This window comes from Pseudomonas sp. TSO6, assembly GCF_056098905.1.
Genome location: NZ_JBLZWV010000024.1, coordinates 1 through 22,357 on the forward strand (window position 1 = coordinate 1; position 22,357 = coordinate 22,357).

General features: G+C 63.8%; 19 protein-coding genes. 4 read left to right on the forward strand and 15 right to left on the reverse strand.

Annotated features, from left to right (window positions below; all coding sequences use genetic code 11):
* Positions 1–41: 41 nt before the first annotated feature.
* The 3 genes from preA to hydA all read right to left on the reverse strand — a co-directional run bounded on the left by preA (position 42) and on the right by hydA (position 4,289).
* Positions 42–1,316: an NAD-dependent dihydropyrimidine dehydrogenase subunit PreA gene (preA, locus tag ACN6NG_RS08290; RefSeq protein ID WP_049274900.1), complete on the reverse strand. Its 1,275-nt coding sequence runs from the start codon at positions 1,314–1,316 to the stop codon at positions 42–44.
* The gene (locus tag ACN6NG_RS08295) at positions 1,317–2,684 is read right to left on the reverse strand and encodes an NAD(P)-dependent oxidoreductase (RefSeq protein ID WP_474313468.1); all 1,368 of its coding nucleotides are present in this window, start codon (positions 2,682–2,684) and stop codon (positions 1,317–1,319) included.
* A 165-nt stretch (positions 2,685–2,849) separates the two neighbouring features.
* Positions 2,850–4,289 carry a dihydropyrimidinase gene (gene hydA / locus ACN6NG_RS08300; protein ID WP_016498829.1) on the reverse strand — a complete coding sequence of 480 codons (1,440 nt, stop codon included), beginning with the start codon at positions 4,287–4,289 and terminating at the stop codon, positions 2,850–2,852.
* A gap of 344 nt (positions 4,290–4,633) precedes the next feature.
* Here hydA and ACN6NG_RS08305 point away from each other — a divergent pair, with 344 nt between their 5' ends.
* On the forward strand, positions 4,634–6,139 hold the full coding sequence (locus ACN6NG_RS08305) for an NCS1 family nucleobase:cation symporter-1 (protein WP_474313469.1): 1,506 nt from the start codon (positions 4,634–4,636) through the stop codon (positions 6,137–6,139).
* Positions 6,140–6,150: 11 nt separating this feature from the next.
* The gene (locus ACN6NG_RS08310) at positions 6,151–7,434 is read left to right on the forward strand and encodes a Zn-dependent hydrolase (RefSeq protein WP_197898881.1); all 1,284 of its coding nucleotides are present in this window, start codon (positions 6,151–6,153) and stop codon (positions 7,432–7,434) included.
* Positions 7,435–7,545: 111 nt separating this feature from the next.
* Here the strand turns inward: ACN6NG_RS08310 and ACN6NG_RS08315 are convergent, their stop codons facing one another.
* The 5 genes from ACN6NG_RS08315 to nhaB form a co-directional block, all read right to left on the reverse strand.
* A complete protein-coding gene (locus tag ACN6NG_RS08315; protein WP_474313470.1) occupies positions 7,546–8,073 on the reverse strand; it encodes a P-loop NTPase family protein in 528 nt (175 codons plus the stop codon).
* Between the two features lie 34 nt (positions 8,074–8,107).
* Positions 8,108–9,067 carry a ribonuclease Z gene (locus ACN6NG_RS08320; protein ID WP_474313472.1) on the reverse strand — a complete coding sequence of 320 codons (960 nt, stop codon included), beginning with the start codon at positions 9,065–9,067 and terminating at the stop codon, positions 8,108–8,110.
* A 16-nt stretch (positions 9,068–9,083) separates the two neighbouring features.
* On the reverse strand, positions 9,084–9,389 hold the full coding sequence (locus tag ACN6NG_RS08325; RefSeq protein ID WP_063422611.1) for an NIPSNAP family protein: 306 nt from the start codon (positions 9,387–9,389) through the stop codon (positions 9,084–9,086).
* Positions 9,390–9,458: 69 nt separating this feature from the next.
* Positions 9,459–10,004 carry a lipocalin family protein gene (locus ACN6NG_RS08330; RefSeq protein WP_016498835.1) on the reverse strand — a complete coding sequence of 182 codons (546 nt, stop codon included), beginning with the start codon at positions 10,002–10,004 and terminating at the stop codon, positions 9,459–9,461.
* Positions 10,005–10,242: 238 nt separating this feature from the next.
* Positions 10,243–11,745: a sodium/proton antiporter NhaB gene (nhaB, locus tag ACN6NG_RS08335; protein WP_353456185.1), complete on the reverse strand. Its 1,503-nt coding sequence runs from the start codon at positions 11,743–11,745 to the stop codon at positions 10,243–10,245.
* A gap of 150 nt (positions 11,746–11,895) precedes the next feature.
* Here nhaB and ACN6NG_RS08340 point away from each other — a divergent pair, with 150 nt between their 5' ends.
* Positions 11,896–12,708, forward strand: a complete 813-nt coding sequence (locus tag ACN6NG_RS08340; protein WP_063422614.1) for a crotonase/enoyl-CoA hydratase family protein — start codon at positions 11,896–11,898, stop codon at positions 12,706–12,708.
* 36 nt (positions 12,709–12,744) lie between these two features.
* Positions 12,745–13,575, forward strand: a complete 831-nt coding sequence (nudC, locus tag ACN6NG_RS08345) for an NAD(+) diphosphatase (protein WP_474313473.1) — start codon at positions 12,745–12,747, stop codon at positions 13,573–13,575.
* Here nudC and ACN6NG_RS08350 read toward each other — a convergent pair.
* From ACN6NG_RS08350 to purB, 7 genes are all read right to left on the reverse strand, one after another.
* Entirely contained in the window at positions 13,543–14,322 is a 780-nt protein-coding gene (locus ACN6NG_RS08350; RefSeq protein ID WP_016498840.1) for a TSUP family transporter, read from the reverse strand. The two genes, nudC and ACN6NG_RS08350, sit on opposite strands and share 33 nt — an antisense overlap.
* Positions 14,323–14,523: 201 nt before the next feature.
* Entirely contained in the window at positions 14,524–15,354 is an 831-nt protein-coding gene (locus ACN6NG_RS08355) for an alpha/beta fold hydrolase (protein ID WP_474313475.1), read from the reverse strand.
* Between the two features lie 80 nt (positions 15,355–15,434).
* Positions 15,435–16,724: an NAD(P)/FAD-dependent oxidoreductase gene (locus ACN6NG_RS08360; RefSeq protein ID WP_474313476.1), complete on the reverse strand. Its 1,290-nt coding sequence runs from the start codon at positions 16,722–16,724 to the stop codon at positions 15,435–15,437.
* Between the two features lie 372 nt (positions 16,725–17,096).
* Positions 17,097–19,058, reverse strand: a complete 1,962-nt coding sequence (locus ACN6NG_RS08365; RefSeq protein ID WP_474313674.1) for a DNA topoisomerase III — start codon at positions 19,056–19,058, stop codon at positions 17,097–17,099.
* A 201-nt stretch (positions 19,059–19,259) separates the two neighbouring features.
* On the reverse strand, positions 19,260–19,688 hold the full coding sequence (locus ACN6NG_RS08370; protein WP_474313477.1) for a GNAT family N-acetyltransferase: 429 nt from the start codon (positions 19,686–19,688) through the stop codon (positions 19,260–19,262).
* Positions 19,681–20,847, reverse strand: coding sequence for a ribosomal protein uL16 3-hydroxylase (locus ACN6NG_RS08375; RefSeq protein WP_063422620.1), 1,167 nt, complete (start codon positions 20,845–20,847; stop codon positions 19,681–19,683). Before ACN6NG_RS08375 ends, ACN6NG_RS08370 begins: the two co-directional genes overlap by 8 nt.
* 81 nt (positions 20,848–20,928) lie before the next feature.
* Positions 20,929–22,299, reverse strand: coding sequence for an adenylosuccinate lyase (gene purB, locus ACN6NG_RS08380; RefSeq protein WP_041167991.1), 1,371 nt, complete (start codon positions 22,297–22,299; stop codon positions 20,929–20,931).
* Positions 22,300–22,357: the final 58 nt, after the last annotated feature.

The window sequence follows — 22,357 nt, forward strand, 5'->3', positions numbered from 1 at the left end:
CTCCTACACCGATCGCGTTGCTGGTCAGGCAGTGTTCTACCTCAACTGGCCTCGCGGTAGGGGTTACGCGGGTCCTGCGTCCAGTTCAGGTACGGCTTGCCGGTATCCTGCGCCTGCATCTCGATGCAGTTTTCGACCGGGCAGGTGATCTGGCACAGGTTGCAGCCCACACATTCCTCTTCGATCACGCTGTAGGCATGTGTGCCATCTGCCTTCAGGGTGCTGGCAATGGCCTGGTGCGAGGTATCCTCACAGGCGATGTGGCAGCGCCCACAGCCAATGCACGCCTCCTGATCGATGTGCGCCACCGATTTATAGTTGATGTCCAGGTACTTCCAGTCAGTGGTGTGCCCCACCGCCTGCCCGCGGAACGCTTCGACAGTGTGATGCCCATGCTGGTCCATCCAGCGCGCCAGGCCGTCCTTCATGTCCTCGACAATACGGAACCCGTGCAGCATCGCCGCCGTGCACACCTGAACGGCGCCACTGCCCAGGGCGATGAACTCCGCCGCGTCACGCCAGTTGCCGATGCCGCCAATGCCGCATATCGGCAAGCCGCGCGTTTCCGGGTCGCGGGCAATTTCCGCCACCATGTTCAGGGCAATCGGCTTCACTGCCGAGCCGCAATAACCGCCATGGGTGCTCTGGTCACCGACGATGGGGTGGGCGACCATGCGGTCCAGGTCGACGCTGGTGATGGAGTTGATGGTGTTGATCAACGACACCGCATCGGCCCCGCCGCGGTGCGCAGCGCGAGCCGACTGGCGGATGTCGGTGATGTTCGGCGTGAGCTTGACGATCACCGGCAGCGAGCAGTACGTCTTGCACCAGCGGGTGACCAGCTCCACGTATTCCGGCACCTGGCCGACTGCCGCACCCATGCCACGTTCCGGCATGCCGTGCGGGCAGCCGAAGTTCAGCTCGATGCCATCGGCACCGGTGGCTTCCACCAGCGGCAGGATGAACTTCCAAGAGTCCTCCACGCACGGCACCATCAGCGACACAATCAAGGCTCGGTCGGGCCAGTCTTTCTTCACCTGGGTGATTTCGCGCAGGTTGATTTCCAGCGAACGGTCGGTTATCAGCTCGATGTTGTTGATGCCCTGCACCAGGCGGTTGGCGCCGTAGTGCGCCGAATAGCGCGACGACACGTTGACCGCCGCCGGGTCCTCGCCCAGGGTTTTCCAGACCACGCCGCCCCAACCGGCCTCGAAGGCGCGGACCACGTTGTAGGCCTTGTCGGTTGGCGGTGCGGACGCCAGCCAGAACGGGTTGGGTGCCTTGATGCCGGCAAATACGATAGACAAGTCGGCCATTTACGCTGCCTCCACGTTGAGCATGAGTTGGGCATGGATGGCTTCGGCGGCCAGCTTGCCGTGCTGCACGGCCTGGACGGTAAGGTCCTGGCCCAGGGCGGTGCAGTCGCCGCCGGCATACACGCCCGGCAGGCTGGTCTGCAGGGTTTCGTCAACGCGAATGCGCTCACCCTCGCGGGCCAGTTGCGCGGCCACCGGGTCGACGAGGCAGGCATCGTCGAAGCGCTGGCCGATGGCCTTGAAGATTGCATCGGCGGCCAGCTCGAAGGTTTCGCCGGTGTCGCGCAGGCGGCCGTCCGCCAGTTCGGTGCGGGCAAAGCGCATGCCGCGCACCTTGCCGGCGTCGTTCAGCAGCACGGCGTCGGGGCGGGCCCAGGTGTGCAGGCGCACCTGGTTGGCCTTGGCGATGTCCTGCTCGTGGCCGGTGGCGCCCATGTCGGCGTGGCCACGGCGGTACACCAGGTTGACGTCGCGGGCCCCCAGGCGGCTCATCTGCACGGCCATGTCGATAGCGGTATTGCCAGCACCGATCACCAGGCAGCGGTCGGCCAAGGGTAGCTGGCTCAGGTCATCGGCCTGGCGCAACTCGCGGATGTATTCGGTAGCGGCGAGCACGCCAGGGGCTTCTTCATCGGGCAGGCCCAGTTGGCGTACGGCGTTCAGACCAAGGCCGAGGAACACCGCGTCGTATTGATCGCGCAGTTCGCCCAGGCTGAGGTTGCCGCCCAGGCGCTGGCCATGGCGTACTTCGATGCCGCCAATGCCCAGCAGGAACTCCACTTCACGCTGGGCGTAGTCGTCGACCAGCTTGTAGCGGGCGATGCCGTACTCGTTAAGGCCGCCGGCCTTGCCGCAGGCCTCGAACACCACCACGTCATGCCCGTGCATGGCCAGCCGGTGCGCGCAGGACAGCCCGGCAGGGCCGGCACCCACCACGGCGATACGCTTGCCGGTAGCCGGTGAGCGCTTGAACGGGTGCTCGGTGAAGTGGGCGTTGTCCAGGGCGTAGCGCTGCAACTGGCCGATCAGTACCGGTGCACATTCCTGCGCGTTGTTGCGCACGCAGGCTTGCTGGCAGAGGATTTCGGTGGGGCAGACGCGGGCGCAGCTGCCTCCCAGGATGTTGGCCGAGAGGATGCGCTCGGCGGCGCCTTGCAGGTTTTCGTCGCTGATGCGGTGGATGAAGGACGGGATGTCGATGTCGCTGGGGCACGCGTTGACGCAGGGGGCGTCGTAGCAGTACAGGCAGCGCGCGCTTTCGACGGCGGCCTGGCGGGCGGTGAGGGGTGGGGCCAGGTCGCTGAAGCGCTCGGCCAACTGGTCGGCACCGGCCCGGGGGCGCGGCAAGTGGTTCAGGGCGTCGATCACGGTTGTAGCCTCTCTCTTTATTATATTTGGCTTGAAACGGGGGGCGCTGTGCGCTCCAATCGCCGGCAAGCCAGCTCCCACAGGAATCCCACAGGCCTTGAGAGCTGAGCGGTCGAGGTGGGAGCTGGCTTGCCGGCGATGGGCTGCGCAGCAGCCCCAATGGCCTTAGCGCTGAACGGGCGTCGGGCGCTGCTGTTCGGCGCGTCGCCCCAGCACCTCGTACACCGACGGATACGCCGGCCGTTCCACATACCGCCCCGCACCGGCCTCGGCGCGCAGGTCGCCATCGGCCCAGAGCACCTTGCCCTGGCTGATGGTGTGGCTGGGGATGCCGCGCACCGTGCGGCCTTCGAAGATATTGAAGTCCACCCGCTGGTGGTGGGTCTGGGCCGAGATGGTGCGGGTGCCTTGCGGGTCCCACAGCACCAGGTCGGCGTCGGCACCCACGCGGATGGCGCCCTTGCGCGGGAACAAATTGAAGATTTTTGCCGTGTTGGTTGAGGTCAGCGCCACGAACTCATGCATCGACAGGCGCCCGCTGTTGACCCCGGCATCCCACAGCACCGCCATGCGGTCTTCGATGCCGGCAGTGCCGTTGGGGATGCGGCTGAAGTCGTCGCGGCCCATGGCTTTCTGCTCGGCGCAGAAGCAGCAGTGGTCGGTGGCCGTGGTGTGCAGGTTGCCCGATTGCAGGCCGCGCCACAGCGCTTCCTGGTGCTCACGCGGGCGGAAGGGCGGGCTCATCACGTAGCCGGCGGCAGTGGCCCAGTCCGGGTCCCGGTAGACGCTGTCGTCCAGCAGCAGGTGGCCGGGCAACACTTCGCCGTAAACCGGCTGGCCCTTGGCCCGTGCATAGGTGATTTCATCCAGCGCTTCACGGCTGGAAATGTGCACCACATACAGCGGCGTACCAATGGTTTCGGCAATGCGGATGGCGCGGCTGGCCGCTTCACCTTCCACTTGCGAAGGGCGCGAAAGCGGGTGTGCCTCTGGCCCGGTCAGGCCCTGGGCCAGCAGTTTTTTCTGCAGGTGGTACACCAGTTCGCCGTTCTCGGCATGCACGGTGGGCACCGCGCCCAGTTGCAGGCAGCGCTCGAAGCTGGCCACCAAGGTGTCGTCGGCGGCCATGATCGCATTCTTGTAGGCCATGAAGTGCTTGAAGCTGTTCACCCCATGCCTGGTAACCAGTTCGCCCATCTCCTCAGCTACCTGCTCGCTCCACCAGGTGATGGCCACATGGAAGCCGTAGTCGCTGGCGCTCTTTTGCGCCCAGCCGCGCCAGGTGTGGAAGGCCTCCAGCAGCGACTGCTGCGGGTTGGGGATGACGAAGTCGATGATCGACGTGGTGCCACCGGCCAGGCCCGCAGCGGTGCCACTGAAGAAATCCTCGCTGGCCACCGTGCCCATGAATGGCAACTGCATGTGGGTATGCGGGTCGATGCCGCCGGGCATCAGGTACTGGCCGCTGCCGTCGAGGATCTCGCAGTCGGTGGGCGGTTCGAGGTTTGGCCCGATGGCACGGATCAGGCCATCGGCACACAAGACATCGGCGGGGTAACTCTCTTCGTGGGTAACCACGGTGGCGCCACGGATCAACAGGGACATGCCGTTTTCCTCGCAGGCTGACCGGTCTGGGCCGGTTCTTGGAATTGTTTCGGGTGCAGGCCAGGCAGGGTGGTTAATCCTGTCAGTCCTGACAAGATTCGAGGCTAGATGCTGATCTGGGAATCTTCAAGAAAATTTTCCTATAAATTTTATGGTTTTTAACTATCTGATATTTAAGGATTAATTTTCAAAGACCCGCTGACTTCGGGCCTTTCAGGGGTTGTTGACTGACTTGACAAGATGGAATTCTGGTCAAGATTTCTAAGCACAAATACGCGTGTGTACTCCGGCCATCGAATTAGCCCGATGAGCAAACAACTACAAGAAAATCTGGAGAAGGGCCCATGCAACAGAGCAGATCGGAAGTGGTCGAGCAGGATGGCCTGTTCGAGCTGTCCGAGGGCAGTGATGTCCTCGACAGCCCGCGCTACAACCACGACATCGCACCGACCAAGGTGCACCAGCGCACCTGGAACAAATGGCACATCACCGCCTTGTGGGTGGGCATGTCCATCTGCGTACCCACCTACACCCTGGGCGGCGTGCTCACCGCCTACTTCGGCCTCAGTGTCGGCGAAGCGCTGCTGGCGATCCTGCTGGCCAACGTGATCGTGCTGATCCCGCTTACCCTCAACGCTTTCCCCGGCACCAAGTACGGCATCCCGTTCCCGGTGCTGCTGCGCTCGTCGTTCGGCATCCTCGGCTCCAACGTACCGTGCCTGATCCGCGCCGTGGTTGCCTGTGGCTGGTTTGGCATCCAGACCATGTTCGGCGGGCTGGCCATTCACCTGTTCCTTGGCTCGGTGTTCGATGGCTGGAAGGCCTTGGCCGGCACGGGCGAGGTGATTGGTTTCATGATTTTCTGGTGCCTGAACCTTTGGGTGGTGCTGCGCGGCGCCGAGTCGATCAAGTGGCTGGAAACGCTGTCGGCACCGCTGCTGGTGGCGGTGGGCGTCGGCCTGCTGTTCTGGGCCTTGCCACACATGTCGATGACCGAACTGCTGGCGCAACCACCCAAGCGCCCGGAAGGGGCGAGTGTGGTCGGTTACTTCTGCGCAGGGCTTACGGCCATGGTCGGCTTCTGGGCCACCTTGTCGCTGAACATTCCCGACTTCAGCCGCTACGCCCGCAGCCAGAAGGAACAGATTCTCGGGCAGATCTTCGGCCTGCCGCTGACCATGTTCCTGTTCGCTTCGCTGGGTGTGGTGCTGACCGCCGCCTCGGCGTCGCTGGTGGGTGAGACGGTGTCCGACCCGGTCAGCCTGATCGGCAGGATCCACAGCCCGTTCTGGGTAGCCCTGGCCATGGCATTGATCGTGATTGCCACACTGTCGACCAATACGGCGGCGAACATCGTGTCGCCGACCAACGACTTCCAGAACATCGCCCCACGCCTGATCGGGCGCAGCCGCGCGGTATGGCTGACCGGCTTTATCGGCCTGGTGCTGATGGGCCATGAGCTGCTGAAGAAGCTGGGCCTGATCGTCTCCGACCTGAGCCTGGAGAGCGTGTATTCCAACTGGCTGCTGGGCTATTCCAGCCTGCTCGGGCCGATTGCCGGGATCATGGTGGTGGACTACTTCCTGATCCGTCGGCAGCAGCTGGACCTGGCCGGGTTGTACCGCGACGACGTGTACCCGGCGTGGAACTGGCCCGGGTTTGCCGCCTTCGGCTTGCCGGTGGCGCTGACGGTAATGGCGATTGGCAACAGCAGTTTCAGCTGGTTCTACGACTACGGCTGGTTTACCGGCTCGCTGCTGGGCGGCGCGCTGTACTACGTATTCGCCAGCTTGGCGGTGGGCGCGGGTTCACCCGCGAAGAGGCCCGCACCGACAACAAAAAAAGCCTGAAGGAGAAACCCGTGACCCCAGTCAAAGAGATCCTCAAGACCACCGCACGGCATGTCGACAGCAACCGCCTGTGGCAATCGCTGATGGACCTGGCCCGCCTCGGTGCCACCGCCAAGGGCGGCGTCTGCCGCCTGGCCCTGACCGACCTAGACCGCCAGGCCCGCGACCTGTTCGTGCAGTGGTGCGAGGCCGCCGGTTGTACGGTCAGCATCGACGCTGTCGGCAACATTTTCGCCCGCCGCCCTGGGCGTAACCCCAAGCTGCCCCCGGTAATGACGGGCAGCCATATCGACACCCAGCCCACGGGCGGCAAGTTCGATGGCTGCTTCGGGGTGATGGCAGGGCTGGAGGTGATCCGTACGCTGAACGATTTGGGTGTGGAAACCGAAGCGCCGCTGGAAGTGGTGGTGTGGACCAACGAAGAAGGCTCGCGCTTTGCACCGTGCATGATGGGTTCAGGGGTGTTCGCCGGCAAGTTCACCCTGGAGGAAACCCTGGCCAAGCGTGATGCCCAGGGCGTCAGCGTGGGCGAAGCCTTGAACGCTATCGGCTATGCCGGCCCGCGCGCGGTGCTGGGCCACCCGGTTGGGGCCTATTTCGAGGCCCATATCGAACAGGGCCCGATCCTTGAGGACCAGGCCAAGACCATCGGCGTGGTGCTCGGAGCGCTGGGGCAGAAGTGGTTCGACCTGACCCTGCGCGGCGTTGAAGCCCACGCGGGCCCGACACCCATGCACCTGCGCAAGGACGCCCTGGTCGGCGCTGCCGCCGTGGTGGAGGCGGTCAACCGTACCGCCCTCGGCCACCAGCCCCATGCCTGTGGCACTGTGGGTTGCCTGCAGGCGTATCCAGGCTCGCGTAACGTGATCCCGGGTGAGGTGCGCATGACCTTGGACTTCCGCCACCTGGAGGGCGAGCAGCTGAACGCGATGATCGCCGAGGTGCGCGGGGTGATAGAGGCAACCTGTGCCAAGCATGGCTTGAGCCACGAACTGGTGCCTACGGCCGACTTCCCGGCATTGTACTTCGACAAAGGCTGTGTCGACGCCGTGCGCGCCTCGGCGCAGGCGCTGGGGTTGCCGCACATGGACATTGTCAGTGGCGCGGGGCATGACGCGATCTTCCTGGCCGAACTAGGGCCAGCGGGGATGATTTTCGTGCCCTGCGAAAACGGCATCAGCCACAACGAAATCGAGAACGCCACGCCCGATGACCTGGCGGCGGGCTGCGCAGTGTTGCTGCGGGCGATGCTGGAGGCGTCGGAGGCGATTGCCAGCGGGCGGTTGGCGGCATAGCCAGAGATTGATGTTGCCTGCACTGGCCCTATCGCCGGCAAGCCAGCTCCCACAGGTACAGCGCCGCCCTCAGGCCCGGTGATACCCCGGTGGGAGCTGGCTTGCCGGCGATCAGGCCGGAACAGGCAATGAAAGGCTCGCCAGAAACGCCGCGATCTGCCGCTCACCACGCAGATGCACAACCGGCACCTGCGGCCCGATTGCCTGGCGGTTCGCTTCGATACCTGGGCGATAGCCCCGGTCGAACGTCCACACAAACTTCAGGAAGGTCAGAAACGCCCGGTCCAGCCGCTCTGTGCACCCGGCCGGCAGGTCTGGCCGTGGCTTGTTCATCACACTGCGCAGGATGACCCGCTTCAGGCATGTCAGCCGTGGTGTATCCAGCCAGATGACCAGGTCGGCCCGTGGCAAGCGCAGGTCGAAGGTACGGCGGCTGTAGTTGCCCTCGCATACCCACGCTTGCCCGGTAACCGCATCGCGTACCCGGCTGCGAAAGGTCTCGGCATCCGGCTCTACCCAACCGGCCTCCCAGAACAACGTGTCGAGGTGTACCACCGACGCCCCCAGGCGGGCGCCGATCAGCCGGGCCAAGGTCGATTTGCCACTGCCGGCGTTGCCCAGAATCACGATGCGTTGCATGGCCAAGTCCTTTTGGAAAACCGGCCATGCTAATTCATCCGGCTGGCTCAAGACAGCCATCACGGCCAATGCGATAGCGCTGCAGGTCCTGCGCCAGGATCAGTTGCCCGTGGTAGTGGGCGAGGGCTTCGTCACGGACGTTGTCGATATTCGGGCTGCGCCGCGGGTCGTTCTGGTAACGGGCGCTGAAGTGCGTCAGCACCAGGTTGCGCACGCCTGCGCTTTCGGCAAAGCGCGCCACCGCCGCCGCGGTACTGTGGCCAAAGGTGACCCCGGTGCGTTCGACCACGGCCTGGGTGAACGTGGCTTCGTGCACCAGCACATCCGCGCCTTGGGCAGCGTCGGCCAGCAGCTCGGGGGTATCGTTGTCGCCGCAGACGATCACCCGCCGCGGTGGCCGGGAAGGGCGCAGGTAGTCGTTGCCGTTCAGCAACTGCTCGCCATGCTGTACCGTCAAACCCTTGGCCAGCTCGCCCCACAGCGGGCCACGCGGTATGCCTTCGGCTTCCAGGCGGGGGATGTCCAAGCGCGGTTCGGGGTTGAGTTCGGTGAACACGAACCCGACGCTCGGCACGCGGTGTGACAGCTGAACGGTGGTCACCTGCAGGGTATCGTTGCGCCATTCGACCAACTCTTCCACGGCCAGCAGGCGCAGTTCGAACGGCAGGAAGGTGTCGCTGGCTACCAGGCCCTGGCGTACCCAGTCATGCAGCGCAGCCGGCAGGATCAGCTCTAGCGGTTGGGTACGCCCGCTCATGCCGGCACTGGCCAGCAGGCCGGGCAGGCCGAAGCAATGATCGCCGTGCACGTGGGTGATGAAAATGGCGCGCAGGTCGCGGATCGACAGCGGGGTACGCAGCAGCTGATGCTGCGTGCCTTCGCCGCAATCGACCAGGTACCAGCCGCTGCCACTGGCCTCGATCACCGCCGTGGCGCTGACATTGCGTGCCTTGGTGGGCACCCCGGCGCAGGTGCCCAGGAACAGCAGGTCCATGTGCAACCTCCTTGATTCAGCCCAGCAGCGGTTTCAGGAAGCTGCGCTCATAGCTGAGGATGAAGCGTTGCTCTGTAGCTGTGGCTACTGCAGCGATGCATTCCGGGTCGGTTTCGGCCTGCCTGCGGTACTGCTCGTAGGCCGCCAGGCTGGGGAAGCTGAACAGGCAGTACGCGATGTTGTTAGCGCCTTCAGCAGGCAGGAAGTAGCCGTGATGCTGGCCGCCCATGCGCGTGACGAGGCCTATCCACTGGCGTGAATAGGCCTCGAACGCAGGCAGCTGGAAAGGGTCGACGATGTATTTGACGTGGCAGGTGATCAATGTGCTCGCTCCTTCGAGGTATGACGGGCGCACACCTTAGCCGCATTGCTGCCTGCCGTCGACGGCCTGCTAGTCTCCCTGCCGCCATATGAGCTTGCTGGTGTCATACCCTTGCTCCCGGGCGATGGTCAGCAGTTGCTCGCGCTGCTGGTCGGTGACCGCAGGCGTGCGTGAAAGCAGCCACAGGTACTCGCGGTTGGGGTGGCCGACCAACGCCACGCGGTAGTCCTTGTCGTGGTACAGCACCCAGTACTCGCCCTTGGTCAAGCCCGGTGCCAGGCGGCTGAACCAGTTGTCGAAGCGCACCCACAGCTTGTCGGTGCTGCCCGGCTGCTGGGCCTCGGCGATGCCCTTGGCTTCGTTCCACTGGCCGTCCTTTTCCTTGCAGCGGTTGGTCACGTCGATCCGGCCATCCGGGCGCAGGCCATAGTGTGCCTCGGACTGCACGCAGTTGCGCTGGAAGAACATCGGCAGCCGGCCCAGTTCATACCAGGTGCCCTGGTAGCGTTGCAGGTCCACCTGCTGGGTGTGCGGTGGTGCCGGTTGATCGTTGCCGGCGCAGCCGAGCAGCGCCAGGGTCATGCAGGAAAGCAGCAGCGTAGTGCGCAGCGCCATGGTTGACCTCCTTGGAGCGGATAGGGGCTTCCTGTGTTTCGATGCCTGCGCGGGGCAAAAGTTGTATGGGCGTGGGGCATGTCTTGAAATTGCATCAAGGCTGCGGGGTGCATGTCTCAAGAGTCATTTCGACCGTGAGATCGAGCGCCGCCCGCGCGGCGCTCGATCTCACAAGCGACATCACCATAAAGGCATGCACCTGGAGGCCTTGACGCAACCTCGCGCCGACCAGACGATCTCACAGCCAGTATGTCACCGCCCACCAACCCAGCCCACCCATCACCACGGTATAGGGCAAGGCCATCCACACCATACGCCCGTACGACAGCCGGATCAGCGGCGCAATTGCCGAGGTCAGCAGGAACAGGAACGCTGCCTGCCCGTTTGGCGTTGCCACGCTGGGCAGGTTGGTGCCGGTGTTGATCGCCACCGCCAGCGTTTCGAAATGCTCGCGGCTCATGCCGCCATTGAGAAAAGCCTGCTTCACCTCGGTGATATAGATGGTGGCGACAAACACGTTGTCACTGATCGCCGACAGCAAACCGTTGGCCAGGTACAGCATGCCCGGTTGCTGCTCGGCCGGCAGCGTCAGCACCCAGCTGATCAATGGGCTGAACAGCTGCTGCTGATGGATAACCGCGACCACGGCGAAAAACACCACCAGCAACGAGGTGAACGGCATGGCGTCCTGAAAGGCGCGGCCCAGCCGGTGTTCGTCGGTAATACCGGTAAACGCCGTGATCAGCACGATCACCATCAGGCCGATCAGGCCAACCTCGGCCACATGCAGCCCCAGGCAGACGATCAATATCAGCGCCGCAAACCCTTGCACCCATAGCGCGATGCGCTGGGCCTGGGTACGTGCGGCATCGTCTTCGGCCGCATAGGCGGCCAGCACCTGGCGCACCGGCTCGGGCATCAAGGTGCCGTAGCCGAACAGGCGCAGTTTTTCCAGCAGCACACAGGTCAGCAGGCCGGCACCCAGCACTGGCAGCGACACAGGTGCCACCTTGAAGAAGAAGTCGGCGAAGTGCCAACCCATCTCGTGGCCGATCAGCAGGTTCTGTGGCTCGCCCACCAAGGTGCACACGCCACCCAGGGCGGTACCCACTGCGCCGTGCATCAGCAGGCTACGCAGGAAGTCGCGGAACTGGTCGAGGTCTTCGCGGTGCAGGTGGGCGATCTGCTGGTCGCTGTCCACCGCGCTTTCCTCGCGCGGGTTGGCGCCGGACGCGACGCGGTGGTACACGGCGTAGAAGCCGACCGCAGCGCTGATGATCACCGCCGTCACGGTCAGCGCATCGAGAAACGCCGACAGAAACGCCGACAGCACACAGAACAGCAACGCCAGAACGGCCTTCGAGCGCACCCCGAGCAAAATGCGCGAAAACAGGAACAGCAGCAGCTCCTTCATGAAATGGATACCGGCGACCATGAACATCAGCAGCAGGATCACCGGGAAGTTGTGTTGCAGTTCCTCGTACAGCGCCTGCGGCGTGGTCATCTGCAACAGCAAGGCTTCGATCAGCAGCAGGCCGCCAGGCATCAGCGGGTAGCACTTCAGCGCCATGCCCAGGGTGAAGATGAATTCGAGCACCAGCGCCCAGCCTGCTGCAACCGGGCCAACGGTAACCAGCAGCAGCGGGTTGAGCACCAGGAACAGGCAGATGACCGCCTTGTACCAAAGCGGCGACTGGCCCAGAAAACCATGGGCGAGGGCGCCGGTCAGGGAGCGTGACATGAATATGTATCCTTATGATTCGGCGATGGCGCACGGTGCCGGATTGGCGCTTCTTAGGCAAGGCGTGCAGTCCCGTTTTTGGCACAAGTACGGCCCTCGGGCTGGGTTACCATCCACGCCATGAATCCTTCACCCGCAGGAGTGCCGCCCGTGACCGAGTACAGTGCGTTCAAGGTTGAACTGACCGACAACATCGCCCACGTTCAGATCAACCGCCCGGAAAAGGTCAACGCGATGAACGCGGCCTTCTGGGAAGAGATCATCGCTATCTTCCAGTGGATCGACGACACCGATGCCGTGCGGGCGGTTGTGATCAGTGGCGCCGGCAAGCATTTTTCCGCAGGCATCGACCTGATGATGCTGGCCTCGCTGGCTGGGCAAATGGGCAAGGACGTGGGGCGCAATGCGCGCTTTCTGCGTAGCACCATCCAGCGGCTGCAGGCCTCGTTCACCGCCGTGGACAAATGCCGCAAACCCGTGTTGGCGGCCGTGCAGGGCTACTGCATCGGCGGCGCCATCGACCTCATCTCGGCGTGCGACATGCGTTACTGCAGCAGCGACGCGCAGTTCTCGATCAAGGAAATCGACATGGGCATGGCCGCCGACGTCGGCACACTGCAACGTTTGCCACGTATCATTGGCGACGGCATCATGCGTGAGCTGGCCTTCACCGGGCGCAACGTTGCGGCCGACGAGGCCCTGCGCATCGGCCTGGTCAACCGGGTCTATGATGATCAGGCCGCACTGTTGGACGGTGTCTTTGCCATCGCCCGCGAGATTGCTGCAAAATCACCGATCGCCGTGGCCGGCACCAAGGAAATGCTCAGCTACATGCGCGACCATCGCATCGACGATGGCCTGGACTACATCGCCACCTGGAACGCCGCGATGCTGCAGTCCGAAGACCTGCGCGTGGCCGTGGCGGCGCACATGAGCAAACAGAAACCGACGTTCGCCGACTGATCGGGCCGGGGGACGCGCAGTCAAGGAACCCCCGATATGTCAGCACGCTGGACTACTGCAGTACTCGACCCGCAGATCACCGGGGGCGTGGCCGTGGCCCGCAGCCCGGAAGGGTTTCTGGTGGACGACAACGGCGCGCTGTTCCCCCGCGACTGGCTCAAGCGCCAGGACCTCGATGTGCTGTGCGAGCACGGCATCGGCCACTTTGATGGCCAGCCGGTATTCTTGCTGGAACTGCGCAGCGCAACCAATGTGCCCGGCTGCAGCTGGCGTGGGCTGCGTGCGTTCATGCTCGAAGGTGACTTCGACATCTACACAGTACTGGGTTATGCCGCGCAGATCGGCACCTGGGCCCGCGAGCACCGGTTCTGCGGTAGCTGTGGCCAGGCGATGACGCAAATTCGCTGGGAGCGGGCGATGTACTGCCAGCCGTGCGACCTGCGCAGCTACCCGCGTATTTCGCCGAGCATGATCGTGCTGGTGACCCGTGGCGATGAAATCTTGCTGGCGCGCTCGCCGCGCTTCGTCACCGGGGTGTACAGCACCCTGGCGGGTTTTGCCGAACCGGGTGAGTCGGCCGAGGACTGCCTGGTGCGCGAAGTGCGTGAAGAAGTGGCGGTAGAGGTGCAGAACATACAATACGTCGGTAGCCAGTGCTGGCCGTTCCCGCATTCGATGATGCTGGGCTTCCACGCCGAATATGCCGGCGGCGAGATAGTCATGCAGCCGGACGAGATCGAGGATGCCCAGTGGTTCAGCGTCCACGACCTGCCACCGTTGCCAGCCGGGCGGTCCATTGCCCGGTATCTGATCGACCTGTACGTTGCGCGCCGTTTAGGCCTGCCCGAACCAGTGCTGCCACGCTAGGCGCACGGTCAACGCCAGCACCACGGTGATGAACACCGGGCGGATGAATTTGCTGCCGCCACTGATCGCCGTGCGTGCGCCAAAAAAGGCACCGACCATGACCGACAGGCCCATGCACAGGCCGACGACGTAATCCACCTGCCCGGAAATGATGAACACCGTCAGCGCCGCGATGTTGCTGACAAAGTTCATGCTGCGCGCCACGCCGCTGGCGCGGACCAGGTCGATGGGGTACAGCAGCAGGGTGCTGACCGTCCAGAACGCCCCGGTGCCCGGGCCGGCCACGCCATCGTAGAAGCCCAGGGTGAAGCCTTGCGGCACTTGCCACTTCTTCTTGATCGGCGCATCGGCATCCAGCGGCGCCTTGGGTGTGCCGCCGAACAGCAGGTAGATACCACAGGCGAAGACGATCACCGGCAGCATCTTGTTCAGCCATTCGGCTGGCATGTAGTGGGCGATGACCGCACCTAGCAACGCCCCGGTCAGGGTAGCGAACAACGCTGGGCGCCACTGCGCCGGGTGGAACAGTTTGCGCTTGTAGTAGGTGAAACCTGCGGTGGCCGAACCGAAGGTGGAACTGAGCTTGTTGGTGCCCAGGACCAGGTGCGGTGGCATGCCGGCGGTGAGCAGGGCCGGGGTGGTGAGCAGGCCCCCGCCACCGGCGATGGCATCGATGAAACCGGCGACGAAGGCGACTAACGCCAGGATCAGCAGGGTTAAGGGTTCTACGGTGAGTTCGAAGGGCATGGGGGTCTTGGCAGGCAGGGAGGCAGGTGCGGCAAAGGGCCGCGCTAGAAGGGAGACATGGTAATCCTGGGAGGGGTGTGTTGCCAGTGCCGGCCTCTTCGCGGGTAAACCCGCTCCCACAGGTTCAGCGTAGAACCTGAGGGCAGCGCTGTACCTGTGGGAGCGGGTTTACCCGCGAAAGGGCCGTTACAGGTGATCACATCAGCTACGGATAAATGCCAGCAAATCCGCATTGATCACATCGGCATGGGTAGTCGGCATGCCATGCGGGTAGCCTTTGTAGGTTTTCAGCGTCCCATTGGGCAGCAGCTTCGCCGACAGCGCGCCGGAGTTTTCATACGGCACGATCTGGTCATCGTCCCCATGCATCACCAGTACCGGCTGGTTTATGCCCTTGAGGTCCTCTGTGAAATCGGTCTGGGAAAACGCCACGATGCCGTCGTAATGGGCCTTGGCGCTGCCGATCATGCCCTGGCGCCACCAGTTGGCGATGATACCTTCGCGGGCTTCGGCACCGGGGCGGTTGTAGCCGTAGAACGGCCCGGCCGGTACATCCCGGTAAAACTGCGCCCGGTTGCTGGCGACCTGGGCCTGGAAATCGTCGAACACAGACTTGGGCAGGCCGCCAGGGTTGTCGGGCGTTTGCACCATCAGTGGCGGCACGGCGGCGATCAGCACGGCTTTGGCCACCTTGTCTTGAGGGTAACGGGCCATGTAGCGCACCACCTCGCCACCACCGGTGGAGTGGCCGACATGCACGGCGCCCTGGGTGCCCAGGTGGGCAACCACGGCTGCCACATCATCGGCGTAGTGGTCCATGTCGTGGCCATCCCATACCTGACTGGAGCGGCCATGACCTCGGCGGTCGTGGGCTACCACGCGGTAGCCATGGGCGAGAAAGAACAGCATCTGGGCATCCCAGTCATCTGCGCTCAGCGGCCAGCCATGGTGGAAGTGAATGACTGGGGCGTCGCGTGGGCCCCAGTCCTTATAGAAAATCTGCACGCCGTCCTTCGTGGTTACATGGCTCATGATCGTGTCTCCTGTCTGCAGGAACCGAAGGGAGCTATTGAGAATAGGAGAGATTCAGGCGCTGCAAGCGCCGGTCGTCTTCAGACAGTGTCGCGCAGTCTGTACCAGGCCTTGGCGGCGGCTTCCAGCGGTGCTGCGAGCAGATCCCCGCCGGGGAAGCGTCCGTTGTCGATGCCTTGGTACAGCGCCAACAGGTCGTCGTCACCGAGGATGGCATCGCTGACGGCTCGCGCTGCGGTCAGGGTTGGCAGTACGCCGTGGCCGGAGAACCCCTGCAGCCAATAGCGCTGGCCATCGCGGCCGACGTCCGGGGTACGCCGCAGGCTGCAATCGATATGGCCGCCCCAGGCATAGTCGATCGCCACGCCGGCCAGTTGCGGGAACACCCGCTCCAGGTAAGGGCGCGTGGCGCTTGCGACGTCCTTGGGAATGCCGCCCAGGTAGGTACAGCCGCCACCGAACAGCAGGCGGTGATCCGGGGTGAGGCGGAAGTAGTCCGGCACGAACTGGTTGTCGATCACGCAACTGTTACGCGGCAGCAGCGACTGGGCGAAGTCGGCGTCCAGTGGCGCTGTTGCCACCTGATAGGAGCCGACCGGCAACAGGCGGCGCGACAGACCACGGTCGAGGCGGTCGATGTAGGCGTTACAGGCCAGCACCAACACCTGGCAGCGCACTTCGCCATTTTCGGTACGGGCGGTATAGCCGTTGCCGGCTTGCTGATAGCTGAGTACCTGGCTCTGTTCATAGATATGCCCGCCACTGGCTTCGATGGTGCTGGCCAGGCCTTGGGCCAGCTTCAGCGGGTTGAGGTGGGCGCCTTTGGCGTCATACAGCGCAGCCTGATAGCGCGGGCTGTCGATCCATTGTGGCAGCTCGTCGCGGCCGATCAGGCGCAGGGCGTCGTAGCCCCATTTGTGTTCGGCGTCGTGCAGGGCTTCTTCGAGCATTTTCACCCGGCGCGGCAATACCGCAGTCCACAGGCTGCCCTGCCGGTAGTCGATATCGAAGCCGTGGCGTTGTGGCAGTTCGCGCATCTCGTCGGCGGCCCAGCACATGCTGGCCCACAGGTGCCGGGTGCGTTCCACGCCCAAGGCCTTTTCCAGTGGCGGCATGTCGCATGACCAGCCCAACAGTGCCTGGCCACCGTTGCGCCCGGAAGCAGCCCAGGCCACACGGCTGGCCTCCAGCAGTGTTACGCGTTTGCCTGCCTGGGTCAGGCGCAGGGCGGTATGCAGGCCGCTGAAACCGGCGCCGATGATCAGCACGTCGGTGTCGTGGGTGCCTTGCAGGGTAGGGCGCAGCGGGATGTTGGCGGGGTAGGTCTGGGCGTAGTAGCTGGCGACGTGCTGGGCGGATTGTTTGAACATGCAGAAGCCTCGTGAAAATTATTGTGATTATTTTCATGAAAACTTAGCAGGTTAATTTCATGGCGCCAATGTGTCGGGCTGCTTTGTAGGGTTTCCCTGATGTTCATGAGCTGCCTGGGCTGGCCCTATCGCCGGCAAGCCAGCTCCCACAAGTACCCCAACGGCTTCAGCAGCTGTGCAAGACTTGGGTTCCTACAAGTCTCCAGCTGGCATCAGCACCTCTGCAGGACTTGGGCTCCTACAAGTACCCAGCTGGTATCAGCACCTGTGCAAGACTTAGGCTCTCAAGACATGCACTGGCTTCAGTCCTTATACAAGACTTGTGGGAGCTGGCTTGCCGGCGATAGGGCCTGTAATGCCAGTGCAGAAGCTTCAGGTTGTTGCTTTTTTTCGGGGCTGACGCGGCTTGCTTGCTGCTGACTTGCTTCCGGCTGCTTTGCTTTTCCCACCTCCACCGCGACGCTTCTTCTTCCAGGGCGGCGCTGCACCGGCTGCCGGCCCGCTGATGGTCATGCGCATGCCGCTGCAACGCTCGACCAGCTTGCCCATCCACGCCGACTGCCGGGCGACGAACTCTTCCAGGCTCATCTCGCCGCTTTGCACCATGTCCAGCGCCTGCTCCCAGATCGCCGTGGTGCCGGGGTCGGCGATGGCGCGGGGGACGGCATCGATCAGGCTGAAGGCCGCAGGCGTGGCCGCCAGCGCTTTGCCGTTTTTTACGAGATAGCCGCGGTCGAGCAGGCCCTGGATGATGCTGGCGCGGGTGGCCTCGGTGCCGATGCCGGTGGTTTCTTTCAGCTTCTGCTTCAGGCGCGGATCGTCCACCAGCTTGGCCACGTTTTTCATTGCCTTGATCAGGTCGCCTTCAGTGAACGGCTTGGGCGGCTGGGTCCACAGGTCTTTCAGTTGCAGGCCTTGCACGGTGCAGTTCTGGCCTTCGCTCAGCGCTGGCAGCACCTGGGCCGGTGGTGCTTCGCGGCCCTTGGCCGGGGTCAGCGCTTCGGGCAGCGCGCGGCGCCAGCCCGGCTCGACGATTTGCTTGCCCACCGCGCGCAGGGCATGGCCGGCGCAGTCGAAGTCGGCCTGGGTGCGATCATATTCGTGGTTGGGCAGGAACTGCGCCAGGTAGCGGGCGCGGATCAGGGTGTACACCGCCTTGTGCTTGGCCGGCAGGCGCGACGGGTCGCTGGCGGCGGCAGTAGGGATGATGCCGTGGTGGGCGCTGACCTTGGCGTCGTTCCACGCCCGCGACCGGCGCTGCGGCTCCAGGTGGGGCTGCAGCGGCGCGATGCCGGCATCGGCCCGTTGCAGGGCGGCGAGAATGGCCGGTGCTTCGGCGTGCTGGCTCAGCGGCAGGTAGCCGCAGTCGCTGCGCGGGTAGGTGATGAGCTTGTGGGTTTCGTACAGGGCCTGGGCAATGTCGAGGGTTTCCTGGGCGCCGAGGCCGAACTTTTTCGAGCACAGCTCTTGCAGGGTGCCAAGGTCGAAAAGCAAGGGCGCGGCTTCACGCACGCGCTCGGTGGTCACCTTTACGGCCCGTGCCGTGCCAGCGTTACCGATGGCGGCGGCGGCCTGTTGCGCCAAGCTCTGGTTCAGGCAGCGGCCCTGGTCGTCGCAGGCGTCCTCGGGCGCACGCCACTGGGCGTTGAAAGCTTGGCCTGCATGTTCAAGCTGTACGTCGATGGCCCAGAACGGCACCGGCACGAAGTCGGCGATGCTGCGGTCGCGGTCGACCACCAGGCGCAAGGTGGGGGTTTGCACCCGGCCCACCGGTAGCACGCCCTGGTAGCCGGATTGGCGGCCAAGCAGGGTGAACAGCCGGCTCATGTTCATGCCGATGAGCCAGTCGGCGCGAGAGCGGCCCAGTGCCGAGTGATAAAGGTTGAACGTTTCGTGGCCTGGCAGCAGGCGTGCCAGGGCCTTGCGGATGGAGGTGTCGTCGAGCGCCGACAACCAAAGGCGCTGCACCGGGCCGCGGTAGCGGCAATGCTCGACCAGCTCGCGGGCAATCATTTCGCCTTCGCGGTCGGCATCGGTGGCAATCACCAGCTCCCGCGCTTCGCCCAGCAGGCGCTTCACTGCCTTGAACTGGCTGGCGGTCTTGGGCTTTACCAGCATCTTCCACTTGTCGGGGATGATCGGCAGGTCGGCCAGGTTCCAGCGCTTGTAGCGTTCGTCGTAGCTGTCGGGTGGGGCGGTTTCCAGCAGATGGCCGATGCACCAGGTTACGCAGACGTCAGTGCCTTGCCAGCAGCCGTCGCCCTTGCGGGTGGCGCCTAGCACTTTGGCGATGTCTTTTGCCTGTGACGGTTTTTCGCAGAGGAACAGGCGCATGGCCGGGGACGCTTCATCGGAGGTGATGTGCACTAGGATGCGCAAGCGGGAGCGCGGAGGCAAGTTTTATCTGGATGGATGTACAGGTTTTTGTCAGGGGAAGTGTGTTGAGCCTGTACCGGCCCTTTCGCGGGTAAACCCGCTCCCACAGGGGCCGCACATTTTTCAGAATGTGTGGGGCGCCTGTGGGGAGGTGATGGATCAGACGCGCGAGTCGCGCACCATGTCCACGTGCGGGATGCCGGCTTCGAGGAATTCCTCGCTGACTATGCGAAAGCCGAGGCGCTCGTAGAACGGCGTGGCGTGCACCTGGGCGCTGAGCATCTGCTGCTTCAGGTCGCGGTTTTGCGCTTCGACGATCACTGCGTTCATCAGCGCGTCACCCACCTTCAGGCCGCGCCAGTCCTTGAGCACCGAGATGCGCCCGATGGTGCCGTCCGCCAGCAGGCGCGCGGTACCAATCGGGTAGTCACCTTCGATGGCCAGGAAGTGCAGGGCGTCCTGGTCCTCCGAATCAAACTCCAGCTCTGGTGGAATGTGCTGCTCGGCGACGAACACCGCTTCACGGATACGGCGGATGTCGGCGTTGTCTTTCTGCCAGTCGGCGAGGCGAACGCTGATCTTATTCATTGGCGAATCCCAGGCTCCCTTGTTTGACCAGCTGTTGTAGAAGCATAAGGCCATCTTCGTCCTGCAGCCAGTCTGCGAGGTTGTCGATGTGCAGGGCGTCTGCCGCGCACACCAGCTTCAGCAGCTCGCGCAGTTTGCCTGGCAGCGGGCAGCTGCGGCCGCTGGCGAACAGCAGCAGGTCGTCTTCGAACTCCGACCAGGCCATGCGTGCGCTTGGGTTGCGGATCAGGATGGCGCCTTGCTCGAGGGCGTCCACCAGCTCTTCCTCGCTCAGCTCTTCGCCAACGATCTGCTCGGGGTAGCGCGGCTCGGTCATGAACTGGCCGAACCAGGTCAGCAGCAGGTCCTTGTCGCCCATGTGCTTCTCGAGCAGGGCCTTGAGGCGGTCGAGGGCGTCGTGCTGGATCTGGTGCGGGTCGCTGACCGGCTGGGCGTCGGCGTCACTGTAGCGCTCTTCGTCCGGCAGGAACTGGCCGAGGAAGTCGGTGAAGTGGGTCAGCACTTCGGCGGCGCTTGGCGCGCGGAAGCCCACCGAGTAGGTCAGGCAGTCGTCCACGGCCACGCCGTAGTGAGCCATGCGTGGTGGCAGGTAGAGCATGTCGCCTGGCTCCAGGGTCCACTCTTCGCTCTGCTCGAATTCGGCAAGGATGCGCAGGTCGGCGTGCTCCAGCAGCGGGCTGTCGCTGCTGCACATCTGGCCGATCTTCCAGTTGCGCTCACCGTGGCCTTGCAGCAGGAACACGTCGTAGTTGTCGAAGTGCGGACCAACGCTGCCACCGGGGGCGGCGAAGCTGATCATCACATCGTCGATACGCCAGCTGGGCAGGAAGCGGAAGTTTTCCAGCAGTTCGGCCACTTCCGGGACGAACTGGTCCACCGCTTGTACCAGCAGGGTCCAGTCTTTTTCCGGCAGTTCGGCGAAGGTGTCTTCGTTGAACGGGCCGCGGCGCAGCTCCCACGGGTGGGCGCCGTGCTCGAGCACGATACGCGATTCGACTTCCTCTTCCAGGGCCAGGCCAGCCAGTTCGTCGGGGTCGATCGGGCTGATGAAGTCCGGGAAGGCCTGGCGCACCAGCAGGGGCTTCTTCTGCCAGTAGTCGCGCATGAATTCGCGGGCCGAGATGCCGCCGAGCAGCTGCAGTGGAGTATCAGGATTCATGTTCAACCTATTGAAAAAACGTAATTTTCGTCCGGGAATAAAAACGCCCGGCCAGGCCGGGCGTTGCACGCGACGGTCAGCTTAGATGCGTTTGGCCTGGGCTGCCGCGTTACCGATGTAGGTAGCGGGGGTCAGCTGCTTGAGCTCGGCCTTGGCTTCGGCTGGCATGTCGAGGCCGTCGATGAAGGTGAGCAGCGCGTCCGGGGTGATGCCCTTGCCACGGGTCAGCTCTTTGAGCTTCTCGTAGGGGTTTTCGATGTTGAAGCGGCGCATCACGGTCTGGATCGGCTCGGCCAGTACTTCCCAGCAGGCGTCCAGGTCGGCGGCGATACGGGCTTCGTTGACTTCCAGCTTACCGATGCCTTTCAGGCTGGCTTCGTAGGCAATGACGCTGTGGGCAAAGCCCACGCCCAGGTTGCGCAGCACGGTGGAGTCGGTCAGGTCGCGCTGCCAGCGCGAGATCGGCAGCTTGCTGGCCAGGTGCTGGAACAGCGCGTTGGCGATACCGAGGTTGCCTTCGGAGTTTTCGAAGTCGATCGGGTTGACCTTGTGCGGCATGGTCGACGAGCCGATTTCGCCGGCAACGGTTCTCTGCTTGAAGTAGCCCAGTGAGATGTAGCCCCACACGTCGCGGTCGAAGTCGATCAGGATGGTGTTGAAGCGGGCGATTGCGTCGAACAGCTCGGCGATGTAGTCGTGTGGCTCGATCTGGGTGGTGTACGGGTTGAACTGCAGGCCCAGCTCGTCTTCGATGAAGGCGCGGGCGTTCTCTTCCCAGTCAATCTGCGAGTAGGCCGACAGGTGGGCGTTGTAGTTGCCCACGGCGCCGTTGATCTTGCCCAGCAGCGGTACGGCAGCGACCTGGGCGATCTGGCGCTCCAGGCGGTACACGACGTTGGCCAGCTCTTTACCCAGGGTGGTCGGCGAAGCCGGCTGGCCGTGGGTGCGCGACAGCATCGGCACGTCGGCGTGGGCGTGGGCCAGGGCGCGGATGGCGTCGGCGATCTGGCGCATCAGCGGCAGCAGCACGTCGTCACGGCCGGCGCGCAGCATCAGGGCGTGGGACAGGTTGTTGATGTCCTCGCTGGTGCAGGCGAAGTGGATGAACTCGCTGACCTTGGCCAGCTCAGGCAGCTTGGCGGCCTGCTCCTTGAGGAGGTATTCGATCGCCTTGACGTCGTGGTTGGTGGTGCGCTCGATTTCCTTGACGCGCTCGGCGTGCTCAAGTTTGAAATCGGTGGCCAGGTTGTCCAGCAGCGCGTTGGCTTCGGCGGAGAACGCCGGCACTTCGCCGATCTGCGGGTGGGCGGCCAGGCGCTGCAGCCAGCGCACTTCGACCAGGGCGCGGAAACGGATCAGGCCGAATTCGCTGAAAATGGGGCGCAAGGCCTGGGTTTTGCCGGCATAACGGCCGTCTACAGGGGAAACCGCAGTGAGCGAAGAAAGCTGCATGGGGTGTTCTCGGACAGTCAGGCTTTTGGAAGGGCGCATATCATACATGAAAAATACG